The following is a 17474-nucleotide window of genomic DNA, read 5'->3' as shown; positions in this document are numbered from 1 at the left end:
CGATCTTGACGTTCAAGATCAGGCTGGTCAGAAGATCGCGAAATGGGTCCCTTTTGATCCGCCGTTCAGCGGCCAGTTTTCACCCGACGCCGAGAATAGGTGCACCCTGAAAGCGTCACAGGAAGACGGACCGTATGAGGCGCCGACCGCATCGTGGCGCCAGCGCAGCCGAACTCACGACGAAGGCGCACCGGAGCGTTCCAGTGCGCCTTCGTCGTCTCACGGCTCCGCGCAGAGGTCTCGTGAGGACGGACCTCGGCGGGGCCTCGACGTATCACCCGCCTATCACACAGCCATCACCAACTGGGCGGCCCCGCCCGGACCAGGAGGCCCTGACCTGGGTTTTCATGCCCGCGCTGGACTGGCGTAGACGTCCCTGGACGGTCTCTACAACCTGTGCCATGTGGTACCCAGTGAGGGACCGAGGATCAGGACCGGGGCGCCTTCTGGCCCGTCAAAGCGGTATTGCAGGGTGTTCACCGGTGTCTCACTCACCCGCCTGAGCCTCTCATCTGTCACGAGATGTCACATCGCCGGGGTGGACGTAGCGAGCCTCGCCCCGCGCCGGCATGCGGACCTGCCGACGAGAGCCCAGGAATACGATCTCCGGCATGTACTCGTGACCGTGTCGGCGGTGGACCCTCCGGGCACGTGCCCTCCTTCAGTCGCTACGAGCAACGCTCTTCTCTTTGATCACGGCCTCCAGGCGGTTCGCGTTGCAGCGCCAAGTGTGGTGGCACGGACGAGGATCGGCGTGACTCACCTGGAAACCTTCCGGAATCCCGCCCAACACCAGCTTGAACACCGTACGGTGAACGCTTGGTAGAAGGCTTGGCCGTAGCCGCATGCTCTCAGCTGCAGCCACTGGTCCAAACCAGCGAGCGGACCCCGAATCCACGTCGCCCTGAATTTTCCCCGGGTCTGTGTAGCGAACGGGTCTGTTCCGTAGTCGGTGGTGACGGTGGGTGTGGTCAGCCCAGGAGGATGCGGTGGCGGAGGAGGGGGAAGCTGGCGCGGCCGTACATCTGGCGCTTGATCAGTTTGGTTTTTAAGACCATCAAGAGGGCCATGTACGACCGAGCCTCGTTCCGCCACCTCCGCACCCGCATCCTGATTCAGGCGTGACCTGGGGATTCACGGCATCGCGGCCAGAACCAATTGTCCGATGAGGTCAGGCCCTTCGCGGTCGACGAGAGCAGCATCTCGTCCAACGCATCGGTGCGGCGGGCGCGCACGGGCAGCAGCCGGGGCCGCGCGAGCGCGGCCAAGCTCTTCCAGCGGCTCGCTCGACAGACCGTTCTCGGACACCGGCATCGATTTCACGTCGGCATCCTGGACACTGCCCTCAGCCACGGCAGGCGACGCGCGGCCCGCCGTCTCGATCAGGTGACCCGTCGTCGTACTCATCAGGTGACGTACAAGTACTCAGGGACGTTCGTCGAGGGCGCGGAGTTTGTTTCGCATCTCTTCAGCGTCTGGGTGGTCCAACTCCTCGAAGAGGGTGAGGGCCTGCTGCCAGATGGTGCGCGCCGCGTCTGGTTCGTCGGTCTTCTGGTGGAGATCGCCGAGATGGCGGAGGGTGTGTCCCTCGCCCCAGCGGTTGCCGACATCCCGATGGGCTTCGATTGCCTGGTAGTAGGTTTCGATCGCGTTGTCGTGATGGCCCAGCCGGTGGTGGACCATGCCCAGAACGTCAAGGGTCACGCCTTCCACCCAGCGGTCACCGATGGCCTGCAGGACGGTCAGTGCCTCCTGCAGATGGGTCAGGGCCTCGTCGAAGCGGCCCAGACGCTGGTAGGCATCGCCCAGGTTGGCCAGGCTGATGCCCTCGCTCCAGGTGTCGCCGGTGTCCCGGATGACGACCAGCGACTCGCGGGTGCACTCGATCGCCTTGGTGAGCTGGTTGGTTTGCAAGTACAGGTTGCCCAGGTTTCCCAGAGTCATCGCCCCGCCGATCGGGTCGTTGACCTCTTGGTACAGGGTCATCGACTGGGTGTAGTACTCGATGGCCTCGTCATAGTGGCTCCCGATCGTCAACGCGCTGGCCAAATTGTAGAGAGCCCAGGCCTGGACTGTGATGTCATCGCCGGCGCGGGCGGCGGTGAGGCCGGTCCGGGCTGTGTCGAGCCAGTCGTGGAGGTGGCTGCGGAGGTAGTAGAAGCCCGACAGCGTGCGGGTCAGCCGCCAGGCGACAGCGTGCCGTCCGGTCGCGGCGGCCTGGTGGATCGCGGCCACGAGGTTGGCTCGTTCGCCGTCGCACCATTTCAGGGCCTGGTCGTAGGTGTGGAACTGCAGTGGTTCGCAGTCGGGGGGCACCGGATCGAGGGGTACCCGTCGTCGGTTCGGTGTCAGGTGTGGATAGGTGGCGTCGGCGGTGTGCAGGTACCAGGCCAGGAGCCGATCGACGGCTCGATCCCGATCGAGTTGGCTGTCTTCGTCGAGGACTCGTTCGCCTGCGTGGACGCGTAGCAGGTCGTGGAGTGTGTAGCGGCCCGGCCGGTGTTCCATGAGGAGGTGGGCATGGGTGAGTTCGCCCAGCAGGCGGCGGGTCGGGCGCAGCGGGAGGCCGGCCAGGGCCGCTGCCGCGGGTGCGGAGATGTCGGGGCCGTGGTGCAGACCCAGAAGGCGGAACAGCCGTGCGGCGGGGGTGGACAGTGCTCGGTGGGACCAGGAGAAGACCGCCTGCAGGTCGCTGCTGAGGTCGCCGCCGGTGAAGGCGTCGAGGCTGTCCGCGCTCTCGCTCAGCTCCTTGGCGATCGCGCTGAGCGGGAAACCCGGGTGGGCGGCGGCGCGGGCGGCGACGATGGCCAGGGCCAGCGGCAGCTGGCCGCAGCGTGCGGAGATCTCGTGTATGGCCTGCGGTTCGGCGGTCAGGCGTGCCTCGCCCAGGCGGCGGGCCAGGAGGCCGTGGGCCTCGGTGACGGCCAGCGGCCTCAACGTCAGCGGATGCGCCCCGTGGCCCGTGACCAGGCCGGTGAGTGAGTTGCGGCTGGTGACGATGGCCATGCAGCCGGCGGCACCGGGCAGCAGCGGGCGGACCTGGTCGCTGTCCCTGGCGTTGTCCAGCAGGATCAGCATGCGCCGGTCGGCCAGCAGACTGCGATACAGCCCCGTCTGGGCGTCGAGGTCGGAGGGAATGCGCTGGGGGGAGACGCCGAGTGCGTCGAGGAAGACGCGCACGGCCTCCTCGGGCGCTGTGATCGTGTCGGCCGGGTCGAAGCCTCGCAGGTTGATGTAGAGCTGTCCGTCGGGGAAGCGGTGGGCGATCTCATGGGCCCAGTGCACCGCCAGGGCGGTCTTGCCGACACCCGCCATGCCGGCCATGGCATGGATCACCACGGTGGCCGGGCGGCCATCGTGCTCGGGTAACAGGGCACGCAGCTCCTCCAGTTCCCGGATACGGCCTGCGAAGGCCGTTATTTTGGGAGGGAGCTGGGCGGGCGTGACCCGCTGCTCGGCGACCGGTGCGGTCTGCGCCGTGGGTTCGGTGGCGGCGGACGCTGGTGCGCCGGATTTCAGCGACGGGTCGGCCGTGAGGATGCGGTCGTGCAGGTCCTGGAGTTCCGGGCCGGGCTCCACACCCAATTCGGTCACCAGGTCGCGTCGGGTGGCGCGGTAAGCGGCGAGTGCCTCGGCCTGCCGCCCGGACCGGTACAGCGCCAGCATCAGCAGTCGGCACAGCCGCTCCCGAAGGGGATGCTCGCCGACCAGCGCGGTGAGTTCGGGTATCACGTTGTGGTGGTGGCCGAGCCGGATGTCGAGATCGAAACGGTTCTCCAGGGCCGCCAGCCGTACCTCCGAGAGCCTGACACGCTCGGCTTCGGCCAGCGGGCCGGGCACCCCCGCCAACGCTGTCCCCTCCCACCTGCCCAGCGCCACGTGCAACAGTTCCCCGGCGGCGAACTCCTGGCCGACGGCACGCAGCCGTCTCGCCTCGGAGACCTGCTGCTCGAATACGTCCAGATCCAGGCGTTCCGCGGGGAGTTCGGCCAGATAGCCGTCCGCGGTCGACAGAATGATCTGGGCCGACTCCTGTGTCGTACGCGACGGCTGGAGCACCTTACGCAGCCGCGAGACATACGTGCGCAGCACGGATACGGCCGCCGGTGGTGGATCCTCGCCCCATACGGCATCGACCAGTTCACTGACGCTGACGGACCGTCTGCGCCGCAGTAACAATGCCGCCAGTACCGCACGCTGCTGCGGGGACCCCAGATCCAACTCCTGATCGCCACACCAGGCCCGGACGGGCCCCAGCACAGCGAAACGAACACAATCCATGTCAGCTGCCGTCACTTTCTGTACGCGTGCTTTTGAACTCCCCCCGTTGCCTCCGATGCTCCCGCCCTACGCTGCCAGGGTCCGGTTACCGCGCACAACAGCTTGCCAGCACGCACGGTCGGCAGCGGGTGGTTCAGTCGGTGGCGGGTCTCGTGGGAATGGCCGCGACTGCCGCTGCCGTCATCTGCCGTGCGGTGGTCACCAGGCCGGCGATCGCGTCGTCGGGGGTCAGGCCGCAGAGGTCGATCAGGGCGAACAGCGACTCGGCGCTGATCACGAGGGCGAGACCCCGGACCAGTTGTTCCACGTCCGCGCGCTGCGCGGCGCCGCACCTGTCGGCCCACGGGGCAAGAGCGTGCTCGATGAGTCCGAAGCGGTGCGCGGGACGGTCCTTGGCCAGCGAGGGTTTCGCGATGGCCGAGGAGACGACCACCCGGACGGCACCCTGTCTGCGCAGCACCGCCCGGCCGAGGATCTCCGCGGCCTGGCCGATCCGTTCGACCGGGTCGTCGCCGCGCGTCGCCGACCGCAGGACCGCGACCAGATCCCCCGTCATCACGGAGGCCCGCAGCAGCGAGAGCAGGTCCGGGAAATAGCGATAGGCGGTCGCCTCGGAGACCCCCGCCCCGGCCGCGACCCCCGGCATGGTGATCTCCGCGCCGGTGTCGGCGAGGTCGCGGGCGGCCGCGATGATCGCCGACCTGGTGCGTGCCATCTGGTTGCTGAGCCCCTTCGGGCGACTCCGCTCAGCCATGATCATCCCTTCGTGCCGACCGAAAGAATATCCGGCGAGGACACGGCCATGATAGGGCATTATTTTTTTGAGAGTTAACTTGCATCGATGTCGGGATCGATCATAGGTTCGTGGAGTTGGCAATCCCACCAGTCAGGGAGACTCCATGGCCAAGGTGTCGATCACCGCTCCGGGCGAGGGCGAGCTCATCGTCAACGGCCCGTCGACGATCCGGATCCTCGAGGACGGCAGCAACACCAATCACCGCCTGGGGATGGGCGAAATCACCATCCCCCCGCACACCGCCGGTCCTCCGCAGCACCGCCACGCCCAGCACGACGAGGGCTTCTACATACTTTCGGGCAGCGTGCGGTTCACCGTCGGGCAGGACGACTACGACGCCGGAGCCGGTACATGGGTCATGGTCCCGCCCGGCGCACCGCACACCTTCGCCAACGTGACCGACGACAGGGCGGTCATGCTCAACACCTTCACGCCGGACCTGTACGTGCAGTACTTCCGTGACCTCAAGGCCATGGTCGAGTCCGGGCAACCGCTGTCACCCGGCGCCGTCGCGGAGGTCTGGACGAAGTACGGCACCGAACCCTCGACCGAGTACGCCCCGTGAACGTTCTCCTCGGGGCCAACGCCGTCGCCGCGCTCGCCGGCATCGCCTTCGCGGTGGTGGGAGGCGTACGCCCGACAGCGCTGAGCGAGAGCGGTACGCCCACCGCCGGCGAACGCTTCTACGGCTGGATGTACGCGACCAGGGGCGTACCGCTGGGGGCGGCGGCCCTCGTCGCACCGCTCGCGTGGTCGGGTCCGGCCGGCTCGCTCATCCTGTGCGCGGCCGCCGCGGCCCAGGTGGGCGACGCCGTCATCGGAGTCGCCACCCGGAAATGGACGATGATCGCGGGTGCCTCGCTCCTGACCTCGATACACACCGCAACAGCCGTCGCCACCGCCTGAGCACGGCGCACTCCCGAAAGCGACGCGAAGCCCGATGAGTGCCGGAACCGGTGACCGTGCCGCCGAAGCCCGACCCGGTCACGCCCAAGCTCAGCTTGTTCTTATTCTTCCGGGCTCGGACAACGTCTCGAACGGGATCACTGAGCCTCTTTCATCCTGTACCGGCTGGGTGAAATGAGCTGGTCAGGTGGGGTGACGTGGCGAAGCCCCTCGTCGTTGGTGTGGTGATCTCACTCAACACGCTCTTGAAGCTTCCCCTTCATCGTGGGCACCTGGAGACTGGGATCTTGAGGTTCCAGAGGAAGTAGCACCAGGTGGGAAGCAAGTACACGAAGCGGTACACCGAGGAGTGCGGATCTCTGCGAGTAGGCGGCGGATGTATTTCCGGTCAGCCGCCCGCTCGGGGTGTTATGAGCATGGCGCTGATCCTGTCAGGGGGATCGACAGCGTCGTCCTGGTGGGGGCGGACCGTTCAGGAGGTGCCTCGGGTCCTCATGACCCTATTGAGCCCAGGAGGGCCGATGCCCAGCACTCCGAACGCGGACAAGGCCTGAAAAGGCATGACGAGGTCATTCCCGACCCCGGAGGCGCCCGGCCAGTATGCCGCCCCGAACAAGGCGGAGAGGACGGCTTACGCCGTGCTGCTGCACGGACCGGCTGCACGCTCAGGCGGCGCCGACGCGCGTCAGCGGCTGCTGCTGCGCGACCGCACAGCAAAACGCCTGTAACCGGCGCACCAGCAGCGCCTACAGCCTGCTCTGTGACGACCACGTGGCCGTGAACTGGTCTGAACGCTCCGGTCTTCCCGTCGGTGCCCGGCCGTCCGGGCGGAAGCTGACCGTCGGCAGCCTGTGAGCCCCTGCGAATCAACGGTCGCACCGGGGCGAGCGGCGTCCGCCGTAAGGGTGCGCGTTGAACACGCACCCTGTGCGCGGGCTGCTCCGCCCGCGGGGTCAGTCCATCCCCTTAAGCGGCTCGATCCGTACCGATCGCGGATCGAACGGCGCCCTGCCCGGACGGCCGGGCAGGAGCGTTACCGTGGCCATCGTCCCGATCACCGCGCGCTGCCGGTCCAGCGTCAGATCCTTGCAGGCATCGGCGGGATCTTCGGCGGTCACGATGTCCACCAGGATGCGCGCCCGCTGCGGGTGCGCCATCTGCGCCTCGACGTCAGCCAGCCGGGCCTTGATCCCGCGGGTGGCGGCCTCGAATTCGGCGGCGTCCGCATCGTCGTCATCCGCGAACACGTCGGTCAGGACCCTGATTCGGGACCGCAGGGCAACGGCCTTCGCCCGCACTTCCTCCAACCCCGGTGCGGTCTCGTCGACGAGGAGATCGACGGCGTCGGGGCGCGACAGGCGCCGGACCGCGTACTCCCCGACAGTGAGGTCGATCGGTTGCGTACCGCGCGCCAGGTGTTTCGTCTTCCGGCACCGGTACAGCGGCGCCGTGAGCCCCCGCGTGCCTTTCGGGCCGCTCCGCGACCCGGACGTCACGGTCGTCCCGTCGTCGCAGACACCGCACCGGGCGATCCCCGACAGCAGCCATCGCCGGCCCGGTCCCGGGCTCGTCGCCCGGCTCTCGTCCTCAAGGACGTGCCTCGCCTCCCGCCATGTGGCCTCGTCCACGATGACCGGCCACTTACCCGGGTGCAGCTCGCCGCGGTACTGACGCAGCCCTGCGTGGCGCTCGTTCAGGGGTACGCCGCGGATGGCGTTGTGTGCCCAGGGTCTGCCGTTGCGGTTGAGGATGCCCCGCTCGTGGAGGCCGGCGGCCATGCCCGAGAGGGTCGCTCCGGCAAGCAGCGCGTGAAAGCAGTCCCTGACCTCGGCGGCAGGCCCCGCTCGACGCACTGGCGCATCTCCCGCTGCTCCCGCTGCTCCCGCTGCTCCCGCTGCTCCCGCTCCAACATCTGCTCGACCTCGAACGTGTCGACCTCGCCGAGGAGACCGGCGAGGAGGCGGCCGTCGTGAGGTCAAACTCGGGACCCTTGACTCACAGCACGGACACCCCGTGCTTACGGAGAATCTCCATTCCCTCGGCCCGTTCACGCCGGTTCCGCCAAAGCCGGCCGAGCATGTACACGATGATGACGTCGACTTCGCCGCGCTGTACGGCGGCCATGAGGAGCTCTCGCTTGCGAAATCACACCTACCGACCGTCCCTCGGCCCCTGGCCGAGGGAGGCGCAAGCAGCCACCTCAATCGCCTCCCCGGGCGGGTATACCCGATGTATTCTGTCAGGCATGGCACACACAACGATCAAGGTCGAGAGCAGCGTCCGGGACCGGCTGGCGATCCTGGCCGCCGAGAAGGACACCACGATCGCGGGGCTCGTCGGCGAATTCGCCACCCACACCCTCACGCAGAGCGAGCGGGACGAGCAGGTCGCGAAGACCCTCGAAGTCCTGCACTCGCTCTCCGGCTACGCCCCGGATCCCGAGCAGGACCGCGCAGCGGACGATGAGCTCACGCGCCGGCTCGGCAGCGCCGCGTGAACCCTGTCGCCCCTGTCGACGTAGTCCTCGACGACAGCGCGCTGCTCGCTCTGGGCTCAGGCAACGTCCTGGCCTCCCGCCTTCTGTACCAGGCCGCCGAGACGGGGGCCTGGCGCGTCCACGTCGCGCTGGCCACACTCGCCGAAGCGGACCGGGTACGCACCGGACTCGCCAGCCACCTCGGCATGCTCGACCAGGTGGTTTTTCATCCGCTCGATCTCGCCGCCGTCTTGGCCGCCTCGGGCCACGAGCGGCCTCTGGGCTGGTGCCACACCCACCATGTGGCCATGCCCGGCCCCGAGCGCCTGGATGGGGCACGCGTCGCCACCGTCCAGCCCAAGGCCTGGGACGGGGTCGGCGTCCGGGTGCTCGACCTCGCTCCGTGAGCGATCCGCCCGGGTTGGGGCGGACTTCACCAGTGGATGTGATCCCAGCGCTTCCCCATGTGCACGGAATTCACCGGGTAGTTGGCATCTGTTTTCTGATTAGCGAATCATGAATCATGGTCCAAAGCGCGTCCGAACGATTGCGTGAGGTCTCGGCGAAGCTCTTCGGTAATCGTTATCGGGCCGAGGTGCTGCTGGCGCTGGCGATGTCGGATTCCCGAGGGGTCTGTCTGGGGGATCTCGCGGTCTCGCAAAGTGTTGCGCCCAGCGTGTATCAGGCGCCGGTACAGGCTCTAGTGGACGCGGGCCTGGTTGTGCGTGTTCCGCGGGAGCCCGGCGAGCGGCGTCAGTGGTATCGGCGCAGCGACGATGCCGAACTGTGGCGGTGTCTGGCGGACCTCTTGGGCCGTTTGGCAGAGGCAGCCGGAGCCGACCGGGTTGGATAAATGGCGGAGGTGCTGTTTTCGGACGGCGCCCGATGAGACAGGGTGGAGCCCATGATGACCTTGGCGAGTTCCGTGATCGGCGGTTCGGTGCAGACTGCTTCCGCGGCACTGCTGGGGCGGGACGGGCAGTCTGTGGTGGCCCCGGCGTTGGGGACGGAGGCGCTGTTCTTCTACCGCATGGACTCTGCCGAGGACGTACGCCGTCGTGAGGTTTCCGCGGCGCGCATGGACAAGCTGTCCACGCTGGAAACCCTTCTGACCCTTCCGGTGGGTCTGCCCGTGCCTGTGCGTGCCGAGAATCACGTCCGTGCAGGTCAAGCGGCGTGTTGGTACTCGTGGATCACTCCGCCGAGGCGGTCGTGTCGACGTATGTCGAGGCGAGCGATCTCCCTGGGGTCGGTGATGGTTTCGGGGAGTGCGCGCAGCGGCGCGGCTGCCTGCAGGGAGCGGTGGGTGCGGTGCTCGTTGTAGAACCGCTCGTACTCGCTCAGGGCATGGCGCAGGTGGTGAGCGTTCCAGATGAGGGTGCGGTCGAGGAGCTCGCGGCGGAGGCTGAGCACCCAACTCTCCATAATCGAGTTCATCCTTGGCATGCGGACGCCGGTGAACACGCTCTGGATGCCGACGTCGGCGAGGATCTCGTCGATCAGGGCAGGGTACTTGGCGTCGCGGTCGCGGATCAGGTAGGCGGCGTGCGCGCCCAAGTCCTCAAGGTCCATGACGAGGTTCTTGACCGCCTGGGTCACCCAGCCCGCGGTGGGGTGCGCGGTGGTGCCCAGGACGCGGATGCGGCGGGTTGCGTGCTCGATGACGGCCAGGATGTACTGCCGCTGCCCGGTCAGGGTGATGGTGTCGATGAAGTCCATGGCCAGCAGGGCGTCGGCCTGGGAGTGCAGGAAGCCGACCCAGGTGGTGGCGGTCCGTTCCGGCGCCGGGTCGACGCCCTCGGCCTTGAGGATCTCCCAGACGGTGGACGGGGCGACCGTGATGCCGAGCACGGCCAGTTCCCCGTGGATACGGCGGTAGCCCCAGCCGCTGTTCTCGCGAGCCAGGCGCAGGACCAGCGCCCGGATCGAGCGGACGGTGCGCGGCCGTCCGGGCCGCTTGGGGCGGCAGATGCGGGCGTGCCGCTGCTTCACCAGGTTGTGGTGCCACCGCAGCACCGTGTCCGGACGTACCAGAAGCCGGAGACGACGCAGCACCTGGCGCGGCAGCGGTGCCAGGAGCGCGGCGAGGAAGGCCCGATCCTCGGGAGCAAACTTCACCCTTTTCGGGCCGAGTTGGCGCTCAAGGACCGTGATCTGGTGGCATAGGGCCAGGATCTCGGCGTCCTTGGCGCGGTCGCTCATCGGGAGCAGGCCAGAGCGCGGCGAAGGCATTCGACACGGTCAGACACGCGAGACGCAGGAGCATGAATGGTCATCATGCCCTGGCAGCTGGCAGCTGGCAGCGGCCGCAAGCGAGATGACCTGCGCGGACGAGATTCTCGGCACGCACAGAGCCGACGATGTCGCGCAGGCCGTGCACGCCAGCGCGCGCGACAGCGCAGGCGTCGGCGTCAACGGATCAGCGAACGCAGCACCGGCACGCTGAGGCCCCCAGCCCCGCCAGGACCGCTCCGGGGTCGAGGGTCGTCGCCATGGGGTTGAAAGGGGGCTTTGGCAGCATCGAGCATGCCTCTTCCCCGTGGACGAGGGTGACAGTGAGTTTCTCGCTGATGTGGGTGGGTTCGTCGTTGTCGCCGACGGGGTTGTGGGTGCGGCCCTGGCCGTGCTGCAGGGGATGGTGGCCGTCATGCCGCACGCTCCACAGGAGCGGCGTGGTTGACGGTGCGGGCGAGCTGCCGCAGGTGAGCGGCGAAGCTCACCACGTCGCCGGCCACGCCGCCAGCCACGTCGGCGCACCGACACAGACGCCCACGGGCAGCGGATCCGGCGTTGCCGGAACTGCAGCAGCCACGTGTCCACGAGCGGCAAGGGCAAACCACACTCGTCTCACAGACCCCATGGAAGAGCGCAGGTCGGAGTGCATCCGACCTGCGCTCTCTGCACTCTATGGACGATTCGGCCGCCCTCTGGACCCCGAGTAAATTAGGTAGCGGGATGCTCAGCAAGCCGTTCTCGCAGGTATCCGGTTGTCTATTCGATTTCGAGGGGGCGCCCGTCCAGCGTGCTGCGGAGCGCGAGTGCCGCGTGCGTGGCCCGTTCGCTCAAGATCCGGTCGTGCGCCTCGCGGTCCCCTGCGGTCGCAGGGCGGGGATGCCGAGAGCTTCCAGGACATCCCGCACCAGGTCACGCACGGCGCTTGAGGGAACAGCCTCTTCGGGGGTGTTGTAGGAACCCTCCATACTGATCCACTGGCCCTTGCGTCTCACTCATGACTCTCACCGAACCGGCGGCGGGATGCGGACTTGGGGCCTCTGACCTGGTCTTCCGCGCTCTCTGTAGACCCTACGCACGGGGGTGGTCATGTTACATACCCCACACGTCGAACTGACAGGGTTGTGCAAACTCTCCTTGGCCCGGAGCAGCCTCGTAGTACAGGATCGGCTCTCATGGACCTGCTGAACACGCTGGTGGACAAGGGGCTTCGGCGCGAGCTGCCGACCCGCGAGGAAGCGCTCGCCGTGCTGGCGACCTCCGACGACGACGTTCTCGATGTGGTGGCCGCGGCCGGCAGGGTGCGCCGGCACTGGTTCGGCCGGCGCGTGAAACTCAACTACCTGGTCAACCTCAAGTCGGGCCTGTGTCCCGAGGACTGCTCCTACTGCTCGCAGCGGCTGGGCTCCTCGACCGGGATCCTGAAGTACTCCTGGCTGAAACCCGACCAGGCCTCCAAGGCGGCCGCCGCGGGGCTCGCCGGGGGCGCCAAGCGGGTCTGCCTGGTGGCCTCCGGACGCGGTCCGACCGACCGGGACGTGGACCGGGTCGCCGGCACCATCAAGGCGATCAAGGAGCAGAACGAGGGCGTCGAGGTGTGCGCCTGCCTCGGTCTGCTCTCCGACGGCCAGGCCGAGCGGCTGCGCGAGGCGGGCGCGGACGCCTACAACCACAACCTCAACACGTCCGAGGGGACGTACGGGGACATCACGACCACGCACACGTACGCCGACCGGGTGGACACGGTCAACAAGGCGCACGCGGCGGGGCTGTCGGCCTGCTCCGGTCTGATCGCCGGTATGGGTGAGTCGGACGAGGACCTGGTCGACGTGGTCTTCTCGCTGCGCGAGCTGGACCCGGACTCCGTTCCGGTGAACTTCCTGATCCCGGTCGAGGGCACCCCGCTGGCCAAGGAGTGGAACCTCACCCCGCAGCGCTGTCTGCGCATCCTGGCGATGGTGCGGTTCGTCTGCCCCGACGTGGAGGTGCGGATCGCGGGCGGCCGCGAGGTCCATCTGCGCACCATGCAGCCGCTCGCGCTGCACCTGGCCAACTCGATCTTCCTCGGCGACTACCTGACCACCGAGGGCCAGGCCGGCCAGGCCGACCTGGAGATGATCGCGGACGCCGGATTCGTGGTGGAGGGCTCGGACGAGGTGACGCTGCCGCAGCACCGGGCCGAGGCCCAGGGTGCCGGGTGCGGGTCGCATGCCGAGGGCGCCGGGGACGGGTGCGGATCGGGCTGCGGATCCGCTGCGGACGTCTGCGGTACGGCCGCGGTCAACGAGCCGCGCACCGACCTGGTCGCCGTCCGCCGCCGGGGCGCCGGCACGGAACTCGCGCCCAATGCCTGATCTGGGCGTCCCCGAGCTGCTGGACCTCGACCGGCGGCACGTCTGGCATCCGTACGGTCCGATGCCCGGCCGGGTCGAACCGCTCGTCGTGGAGTCGGCGAGCGGGGTCCGGCTGCGGCTCGCGGACGGCTCGGGCGAGCTCGTCGACGGCATGTCGTCCTGGTGGTCGGCGATCCACGGCTACAACCACCCGGTGCTGAACGAGGCGGCGAGCGCACAGCTCGGCCGGATGAGCCATGTGATGTTCGGCGGGCTCACGCACGAGCCCGCCGTCCGGCTGGCGAAGCTCCTTGTCGACATGTCGCCGGACGGCCTCGAACATGTCTTCCTCGCCGACTCCGGCTCGGTGTCGGTCGAGGTCGCGGTCAAGATGTGCCTGCAGTACTGGCGCTCGCTCGGCCGCCCCGCGAAACAACGCCTGTTGACCTGGCGCGGCGGCTACCACGGCGACACCTGGCAGCCCATGTCGGTGTGCGACCCCGAGGGCGGGATGCACGACCTGTGGTCCGGGGTGCTGCCCCGCCAGGTCTTCGCGGAGGCGCCTCCCGCGGAGTACGAGGAGTCGTACGCCGACCATCTGCGCGACCTGATCGAGCGGCACGCGCACGAACTGGCCGCGGTGATCGTGGAGCCGGTGGTGCAGGGCGCGGGCGGGATGCGGTTCCACTCCCCCGCCTATCTGCGGGTGCTGCGCGAGGCCTGCGACGCGCACGACGTGCTGCTGGTGTTCGACGAGATCGCGACCGGCTTCGGGCGCACGGGCGCGCTGTTCGCGGCGGACCACGCGTCCGTCACCCCGGACGTGATGTGCGTGGGCAAGGCGCTGACCGGCGGCTATCTGACCATGGCGGCGACGCTGTGCACGCCCCGGGTGGCCGACGGCATCTCGCGGGGCGAGGTGCCGGTACTGGCCCACGGGCCGACGTTCATGGGCAACCCGCTGGCCGCCTCCGTCGCCTGTGCCTCGCTGGGGCTGCTGCTCGGGCAGGACTGGCTCGGGGAGGTCAAGCGGATCGAGACCGGCCTGCGGGACGGACTCGCGCCCGCGCGGGACGTCCCCGGCGTACGGGACGTCCGGGTCCTCGGCGCCATCGGGGTCGTCCAGCTCGACCACGAGGTCGACATGAAGGCCGCGACGGCGGCCGCGGTACGTGAGGGCGTGTGGCTGCGGCCGTTCCGCGACCTCGTCTACACGATGCCGCCGTACGTCACGGACGACGCGGACGTGGCACGGATCGCGCACGCGGTGTGCGCCGCGGCGCGGGAGGGATGAGCATGCCGATCCTGGTGATCACGGGGACGGGCACGGAGGTCGGCAAGACGGTCACCACGGCCGCGGTCGCCGCCGCCGCGGTCGCGGCGGGCCGCTCGGTGGCGGTCCTGAAGGCCGCGCAGACCGGGGTGGGACCGGACGAGCGCGGGGACGCCGACGAGGTCGCGCGGCTCGCGGGCGCCGTGACGGCGGCCGAGGTCGCCCGTTTCCCCGAGCCGTTGGCGCCGGGCACGGCGGCCCGGCGGGCGGGGATGGCCCCGGTGCAGCCGCAGGATGTGGCGGAGGCCGCCGCCAAGCTGGCCACCGGGCACGATCTGGTGCTGGTCGAGGGCGCGGGCGGGCTGCTCGTCCGGTTCGACGCGGCGGGCGGCACGCTCGCGGACGTAGCCCGGCTGCTGAACGCGCCGGTGCTGGTGGTGGCGTCGGCGGGACTCGGCACGCTCAACACGACCGAGCTGACGGCCCGTGAACTGCGGGTGCGGGAGCTGGAGTTGCTGGGTGTGGTGATCGGCAGCTGGCCGGACTCCCCGGATCTGGCGTCGCGTTGCAATGTGGCCGACCTCCCGGAGGTGGCCGGGGCCCCGCTGCTCGGCGCGCTGCCGGCCGGGGCCGGCGCCCTCGCCCCCGCCGACTTCCGGGCGGTGGCGCCGAGTTGGCTGTCGGCACGGCTGGACGGCACGTGGGACGCGGAGGCGTTCCGGATGCGGGAGGCGGCGTAGAGCCGCCGCAGGCCGTCGGTCGGGTGCGGCTGTGTGGGGGCCGATCGCGCAGTTCCCCGCGCCCCTGAAGGGGCGCTCCACCGACGCCCCTTCTTTTAGGGGCGCGGGGAACTGCGCGACCAGCCACGACGGTGCCGCACCCGACCGACGCGGCCTACCCGGATCACGGAACTGCTCCCTAGGACGCCTCGCCGAGCAGCCGTACCAACTCGATCCGGGACCGGATGCCCAACCGGGTGAAGACGCCCCGCAGATGGTGGTCGATCGTGCGCGGGCTCAGATTGAGCCGGTCGGCGATCTCGCGGTTGGTGGCGCCCTCCGCGGCCATCCGGGCGACCATGAGCTGCTGGGCGGTGAGCACGGCGGCCGGGTCGGCACCGGAGTGCGGGGTCAACGGCGTGCCCAGGGCGCGGAGTTCGGCGCGGGCCTGGGCCGCACAGTGCGGGGCGTCGAAGGACTCGAAGGCCTCCAGCGCGCTGTGCAGCCGGTCCCGGGCCTCGGTGCGCTGGCGCAGTCGGCGCAGGGCGCCCCCGAACAGCAGCTCGGTGCGGGCGCGTTCGAAGTCACGGATGCCGCGGGCGTGCAGGTCGAGTGCGGCGCGGTAGTGCGGGACCGCCTCGGCACCGGGGGCGAGCAGCGCCCGGCAGCGGGCGCTGAGGGCGAGGTCGTCGGTGCTGCGGACGGCGGTGGCCCAGCGGTGGTAGTCGGCGTGTGCGGCGCGGGCGACCCGGGTGTCGCCGGTGCGGACCGCGGCCTCGACGTAGTGCGGGGTGGCCAGGTGCCGGATGGCCCGGTGGCCGTGTCCGGGGCCGAATCCGGCGAGGGCGCGCAGCCGGGCGGCCGCGGCGGGGAAGCGGCCGTGGGTCAGGTCGAGGAAGGCGAGGGCCCACTGGGCGAGTGCCGCGGGCAGGCCGAGCCCGTGCGCCAGGGCGTGGGAGCGGACGGCGGCCGCCCGCTCCCGGCAGGCCTCCTCGTCCCCCGTCACGGCGGCGAACATGGCGAGCGCGGCCTGGAGATGGCAGGCGCCGTTGTCCTGCCCGGTGGCGTGGGCGTGGCTCAGGGCTTCCTCGACCGCGGCCTCGGCGGCCCGGGTACGGCCGGTCCAGAAGTCGGCGTAGGCGCGGAACTCCGTGGCCTGGGCGGCCGTCGCCGGGATGCCGCGGGCTCGGGCGGAGGCGGCGGCCCGCAGGGTGGCGGTGGTGGCGCGGGTGTGGTCGCCGAGCATCAGCGCGGCGATGCCGGAGTGGATCAGCAGCCCGGGTTCGCCGCCGGGCCCGCAGCGGCCCGCGGTGCCCTTGAGGAGGACGCGGGCGTCGTCGTAGCGGCCTTCGACGGCGGCGGCGAGTCCGGCGAGGATGCCGGACGGGGGATGGCCGAGCCACTGGGCGATGACATGGGCCTCGCGGCAGCGTCTCAGGTCGCCGGTGTAGACGGCGGCCTCGGTGGCGAGGGCGAGCAGTTCGGCGGCGTCGGCGGAACGTTCCTGCCGGACAGCGGCGGTGAGCAGCGCGTCGAAGGCCTCGGAGGCGTTGCCCGCTCTGAGAGCGAGGACGCCGTTCAGGGCCGGGTTGTCCGTGCGGGCGGCGAGCCGTCTCGCCCGGTCGGCCTCGCCGGAGCGCCAGGCGTCGGCGGCGGCCCGGGCGAGGAGCCGGGCCTCTTCGACCGCGTCCGGGCAGAGGTCGGCGGCGCGTTCGGCGAGGGCGCGGGCCAGGGCGGGCCGCCCCTCGGCGCGGGCCCGGTCGGCGGCGCCGCGCAGCTCGGCCGCGAGGCGGGCGCTGGGGCCGAGCGCGGCTGCGCCGCGGTGCCAGGAGCGGCGGGTCGTCTCGCCCTTGCCGCCCAGCACCCGGGCGAGCAGCAGGTGGGCCTCCCGCCGGTCGGCCGGTGAGGCGGTCCCGTAGGCGGCGATCCGGGTCCAGGCGTCCCGGAAGAACACGCCGCCGGCACCGGCGTGGGCGACCCCGGCGGTCTCGGCGGCCTCCAGCGGGCGGGTGTCGACACGGGCCGCGGTCACCGCCCGCAGGAAGGCGTGGGTGGCGACCGGGTACTGGTCGGCGGCGGCGAGGAGCAGCAGCAGCCGGGTGTCGTCGGGCAGGGCGCGGATCTCCCGGCGCAGGGCGTGGAGCAACCGCGGTGCCAGTTCGGCCGGTTCGACCGGCAGCGGGTCCAGGCCCGTCGCCTGCCGTTCGGTGAGGCGCGGCACGAGTTCGGCCGCGGCGCGCCGGTCCTCGTATACGACGCGGAGCACCCGGGCGCGGACGCCCTCGGGGAGCGCCGAAGCCGGGCACGGCCCCGCGTCCGTCGTCTGCGGTGGCGAAGTGCGGTCCAGAGGTGGGGGGTTCACCGGTATCACCACACCAAAGACGTTACTGGCGAGTTAGTTGACTCGTAAAGACTGGCGACTTCACCGATGCGGCGCGCGTAGACCTGTCCCGACACT

At 69.9% G+C, this 17474-nt stretch carries 13 protein-coding genes and 2 pseudogenes; 7 read left to right on the top strand and 8 right to left on the bottom strand.

Features of this window, described 5'->3' with window-relative positions; genetic code table 11:
* Window positions 1–396: 396 nt before the first annotated feature.
* The 4 genes and pseudogenes from AB0D85_RS50570 to AB0D85_RS50555 all read right to left on the bottom strand — a co-directional run.
* Window positions 397–495, bottom strand: a pseudogene (locus AB0D85_RS50570) (3-oxoadipate enol-lactone hydrolase); the annotation flags it as partial.
* 639 nt (window positions 496–1134) lie between these two features.
* Window positions 1135–1407 (bottom strand): hypothetical protein, encoded by a 273-nt coding sequence (locus tag AB0D85_RS50565; RefSeq protein WP_362337890.1) that lies wholly within the window; start codon window positions 1405–1407, stop codon window positions 1135–1137.
* Window positions 1408–1425: 18 nt separating this feature from the next.
* Complete coding sequence (locus AB0D85_RS50560) at window positions 1426–4221, bottom strand: BTAD domain-containing putative transcriptional regulator (RefSeq protein WP_362337887.1); 2796 nt, start codon at window positions 4219–4221, stop codon at window positions 1426–1428.
* Between the two features lie 193 nt (window positions 4222–4414).
* On the bottom strand, window positions 4415–5035 hold the full coding sequence (locus AB0D85_RS50555) for a TetR family transcriptional regulator (protein ID WP_362337885.1): 621 nt from the start codon (window positions 5033–5035) through the stop codon (window positions 4415–4417).
* A 145-nt stretch (window positions 5036–5180) separates the two neighbouring features.
* Between AB0D85_RS50555 and AB0D85_RS50550 the strand changes: the two genes are divergently transcribed.
* Both AB0D85_RS50550 and AB0D85_RS50545 read left to right on the top strand, forming a co-directional pair.
* A complete protein-coding gene (locus tag AB0D85_RS50550) occupies window positions 5181–5642 on the top strand; it encodes a cupin domain-containing protein (protein WP_362323804.1) in 462 nt (153 codons plus the stop codon).
* Entirely contained in the window at window positions 5639–5983 is a 345-nt protein-coding gene (locus tag AB0D85_RS50545; RefSeq protein WP_362337882.1) for a hypothetical protein, read from the top strand. The genes AB0D85_RS50550 and AB0D85_RS50545 overlap by 4 nt, the downstream gene beginning before the upstream one ends.
* 953 nt (window positions 5984–6936) lie before the next feature.
* Here AB0D85_RS50545 and AB0D85_RS50540 read toward each other — a convergent pair.
* A complete protein-coding gene (locus AB0D85_RS50540) occupies window positions 6937–7836 on the bottom strand; it encodes a recombinase family protein (protein WP_362337879.1) in 900 nt (299 codons plus the stop codon).
* Window positions 7837–7978: 142 nt separating this feature from the next.
* Entirely contained in the window at window positions 7979–8107 is a 129-nt protein-coding gene (locus tag AB0D85_RS50535; RefSeq protein ID WP_362337876.1) for a recombinase family protein, read from the bottom strand.
* A 121-nt stretch (window positions 8108–8228) separates the two neighbouring features.
* On the opposite strand from AB0D85_RS50535, the gene AB0D85_RS50530 reads away from it, so the two are divergent.
* Window positions 8229–8480: a hypothetical protein gene (locus AB0D85_RS50530; RefSeq protein WP_362337873.1), complete on the top strand. Its 252-nt coding sequence runs from the start codon at window positions 8229–8231 to the stop codon at window positions 8478–8480.
* Window positions 8477–8866 carry a hypothetical protein gene (locus AB0D85_RS50525; RefSeq protein ID WP_362337870.1) on the top strand — a complete coding sequence of 130 codons (390 nt, stop codon included), beginning with the start codon at window positions 8477–8479 and terminating at the stop codon, window positions 8864–8866. The genes AB0D85_RS50530 and AB0D85_RS50525 overlap by 4 nt, the downstream gene beginning before the upstream one ends.
* 760 nt (window positions 8867–9626) lie before the next feature.
* Here the strand turns inward: AB0D85_RS50525 and AB0D85_RS50520 are convergent.
* Window positions 9627–10725, bottom strand: a pseudogene (locus AB0D85_RS50520) (integrase core domain-containing protein).
* Window positions 10726–11866: 1141 nt separating this feature from the next.
* On the opposite strand from AB0D85_RS50520, the gene bioB reads away from it, so the two are divergent.
* From bioB to bioD, 3 genes are read left to right on the top strand one after another with little or no spacing between them, the layout of a single operon-like run.
* Window positions 11867–13045, top strand: coding sequence for a biotin synthase BioB (bioB, locus tag AB0D85_RS50515; protein WP_362337867.1), 1179 nt, complete (start codon window positions 11867–11869; stop codon window positions 13043–13045).
* Window positions 13038–14318: an adenosylmethionine--8-amino-7-oxononanoate transaminase gene (locus tag AB0D85_RS50510; protein WP_362337864.1), complete on the top strand. Its 1281-nt coding sequence runs from the start codon at window positions 13038–13040 to the stop codon at window positions 14316–14318. The genes bioB and AB0D85_RS50510 overlap by 8 nt, the downstream gene beginning before the upstream one ends.
* Before the next feature lie 2 nt (window positions 14319–14320).
* Window positions 14321–15037, top strand: a complete 717-nt coding sequence (gene bioD, locus AB0D85_RS50505) for a dethiobiotin synthase (protein WP_362337899.1) — start codon at window positions 14321–14323, stop codon at window positions 15035–15037.
* Between the two features lie 178 nt (window positions 15038–15215).
* On the opposite strand, the gene AB0D85_RS50500 is transcribed toward bioD, so the two are convergent.
* A complete protein-coding gene (locus AB0D85_RS50500; protein WP_362337896.1) occupies window positions 15216–17387 on the bottom strand; it encodes a LuxR C-terminal-related transcriptional regulator in 2172 nt (723 codons plus the stop codon).
* Window positions 17388–17474: the final 87 nt, after the last annotated feature.

It is taken from the genome of Streptomyces sp. NPDC048277 (genome assembly GCF_040652235.1).
In the GTDB taxonomy this organism is placed as follows: Bacteria; Actinomycetota; Actinomycetes; order Streptomycetales; family Streptomycetaceae; genus Streptomyces.
This window is presented reverse-complemented; position numbering and strand designations above follow the sequence as displayed.

Coding starts and splice junctions, on each gene's coding strand:
- AB0D85_RS50565 (WP_362337890.1), bottom strand. CDS start 1,407: ATGAGTACGACGACGGGTCACCTGATCGAGACGGCGGGCCGCGCGTCG.
- AB0D85_RS50555 (WP_362337885.1), bottom strand. CDS start 5,035: ATGGCTGAGCGGAGTCGCCCGAAGGGGCTCAGCAACCAGATGGCACGC.
- AB0D85_RS50550 (WP_362323804.1), top strand. CDS start 5,181: ATGGCCAAGGTGTCGATCACCGCTCCGGGCGAGGGCGAGCTCATCGTC.
- AB0D85_RS50535 (WP_362337876.1), bottom strand. CDS start 8,107: ATGGCCGCCGTACAGCGCGGCGAAGTCGACGTCATCATCGTGTACATG.
- AB0D85_RS50530 (WP_362337873.1), top strand. CDS start 8,229: ATGGCACACACAACGATCAAGGTCGAGAGCAGCGTCCGGGACCGGCTG.
- bioB (WP_362337867.1), top strand. CDS start 11,867: ATGGACCTGCTGAACACGCTGGTGGACAAGGGGCTTCGGCGCGAGCTG.
- AB0D85_RS50510 (WP_362337864.1), top strand. CDS start 13,038: ATGCCTGATCTGGGCGTCCCCGAGCTGCTGGACCTCGACCGGCGGCAC.
- bioD (WP_362337899.1), top strand. CDS start 14,321: ATGCCGATCCTGGTGATCACGGGGACGGGCACGGAGGTCGGCAAGACG.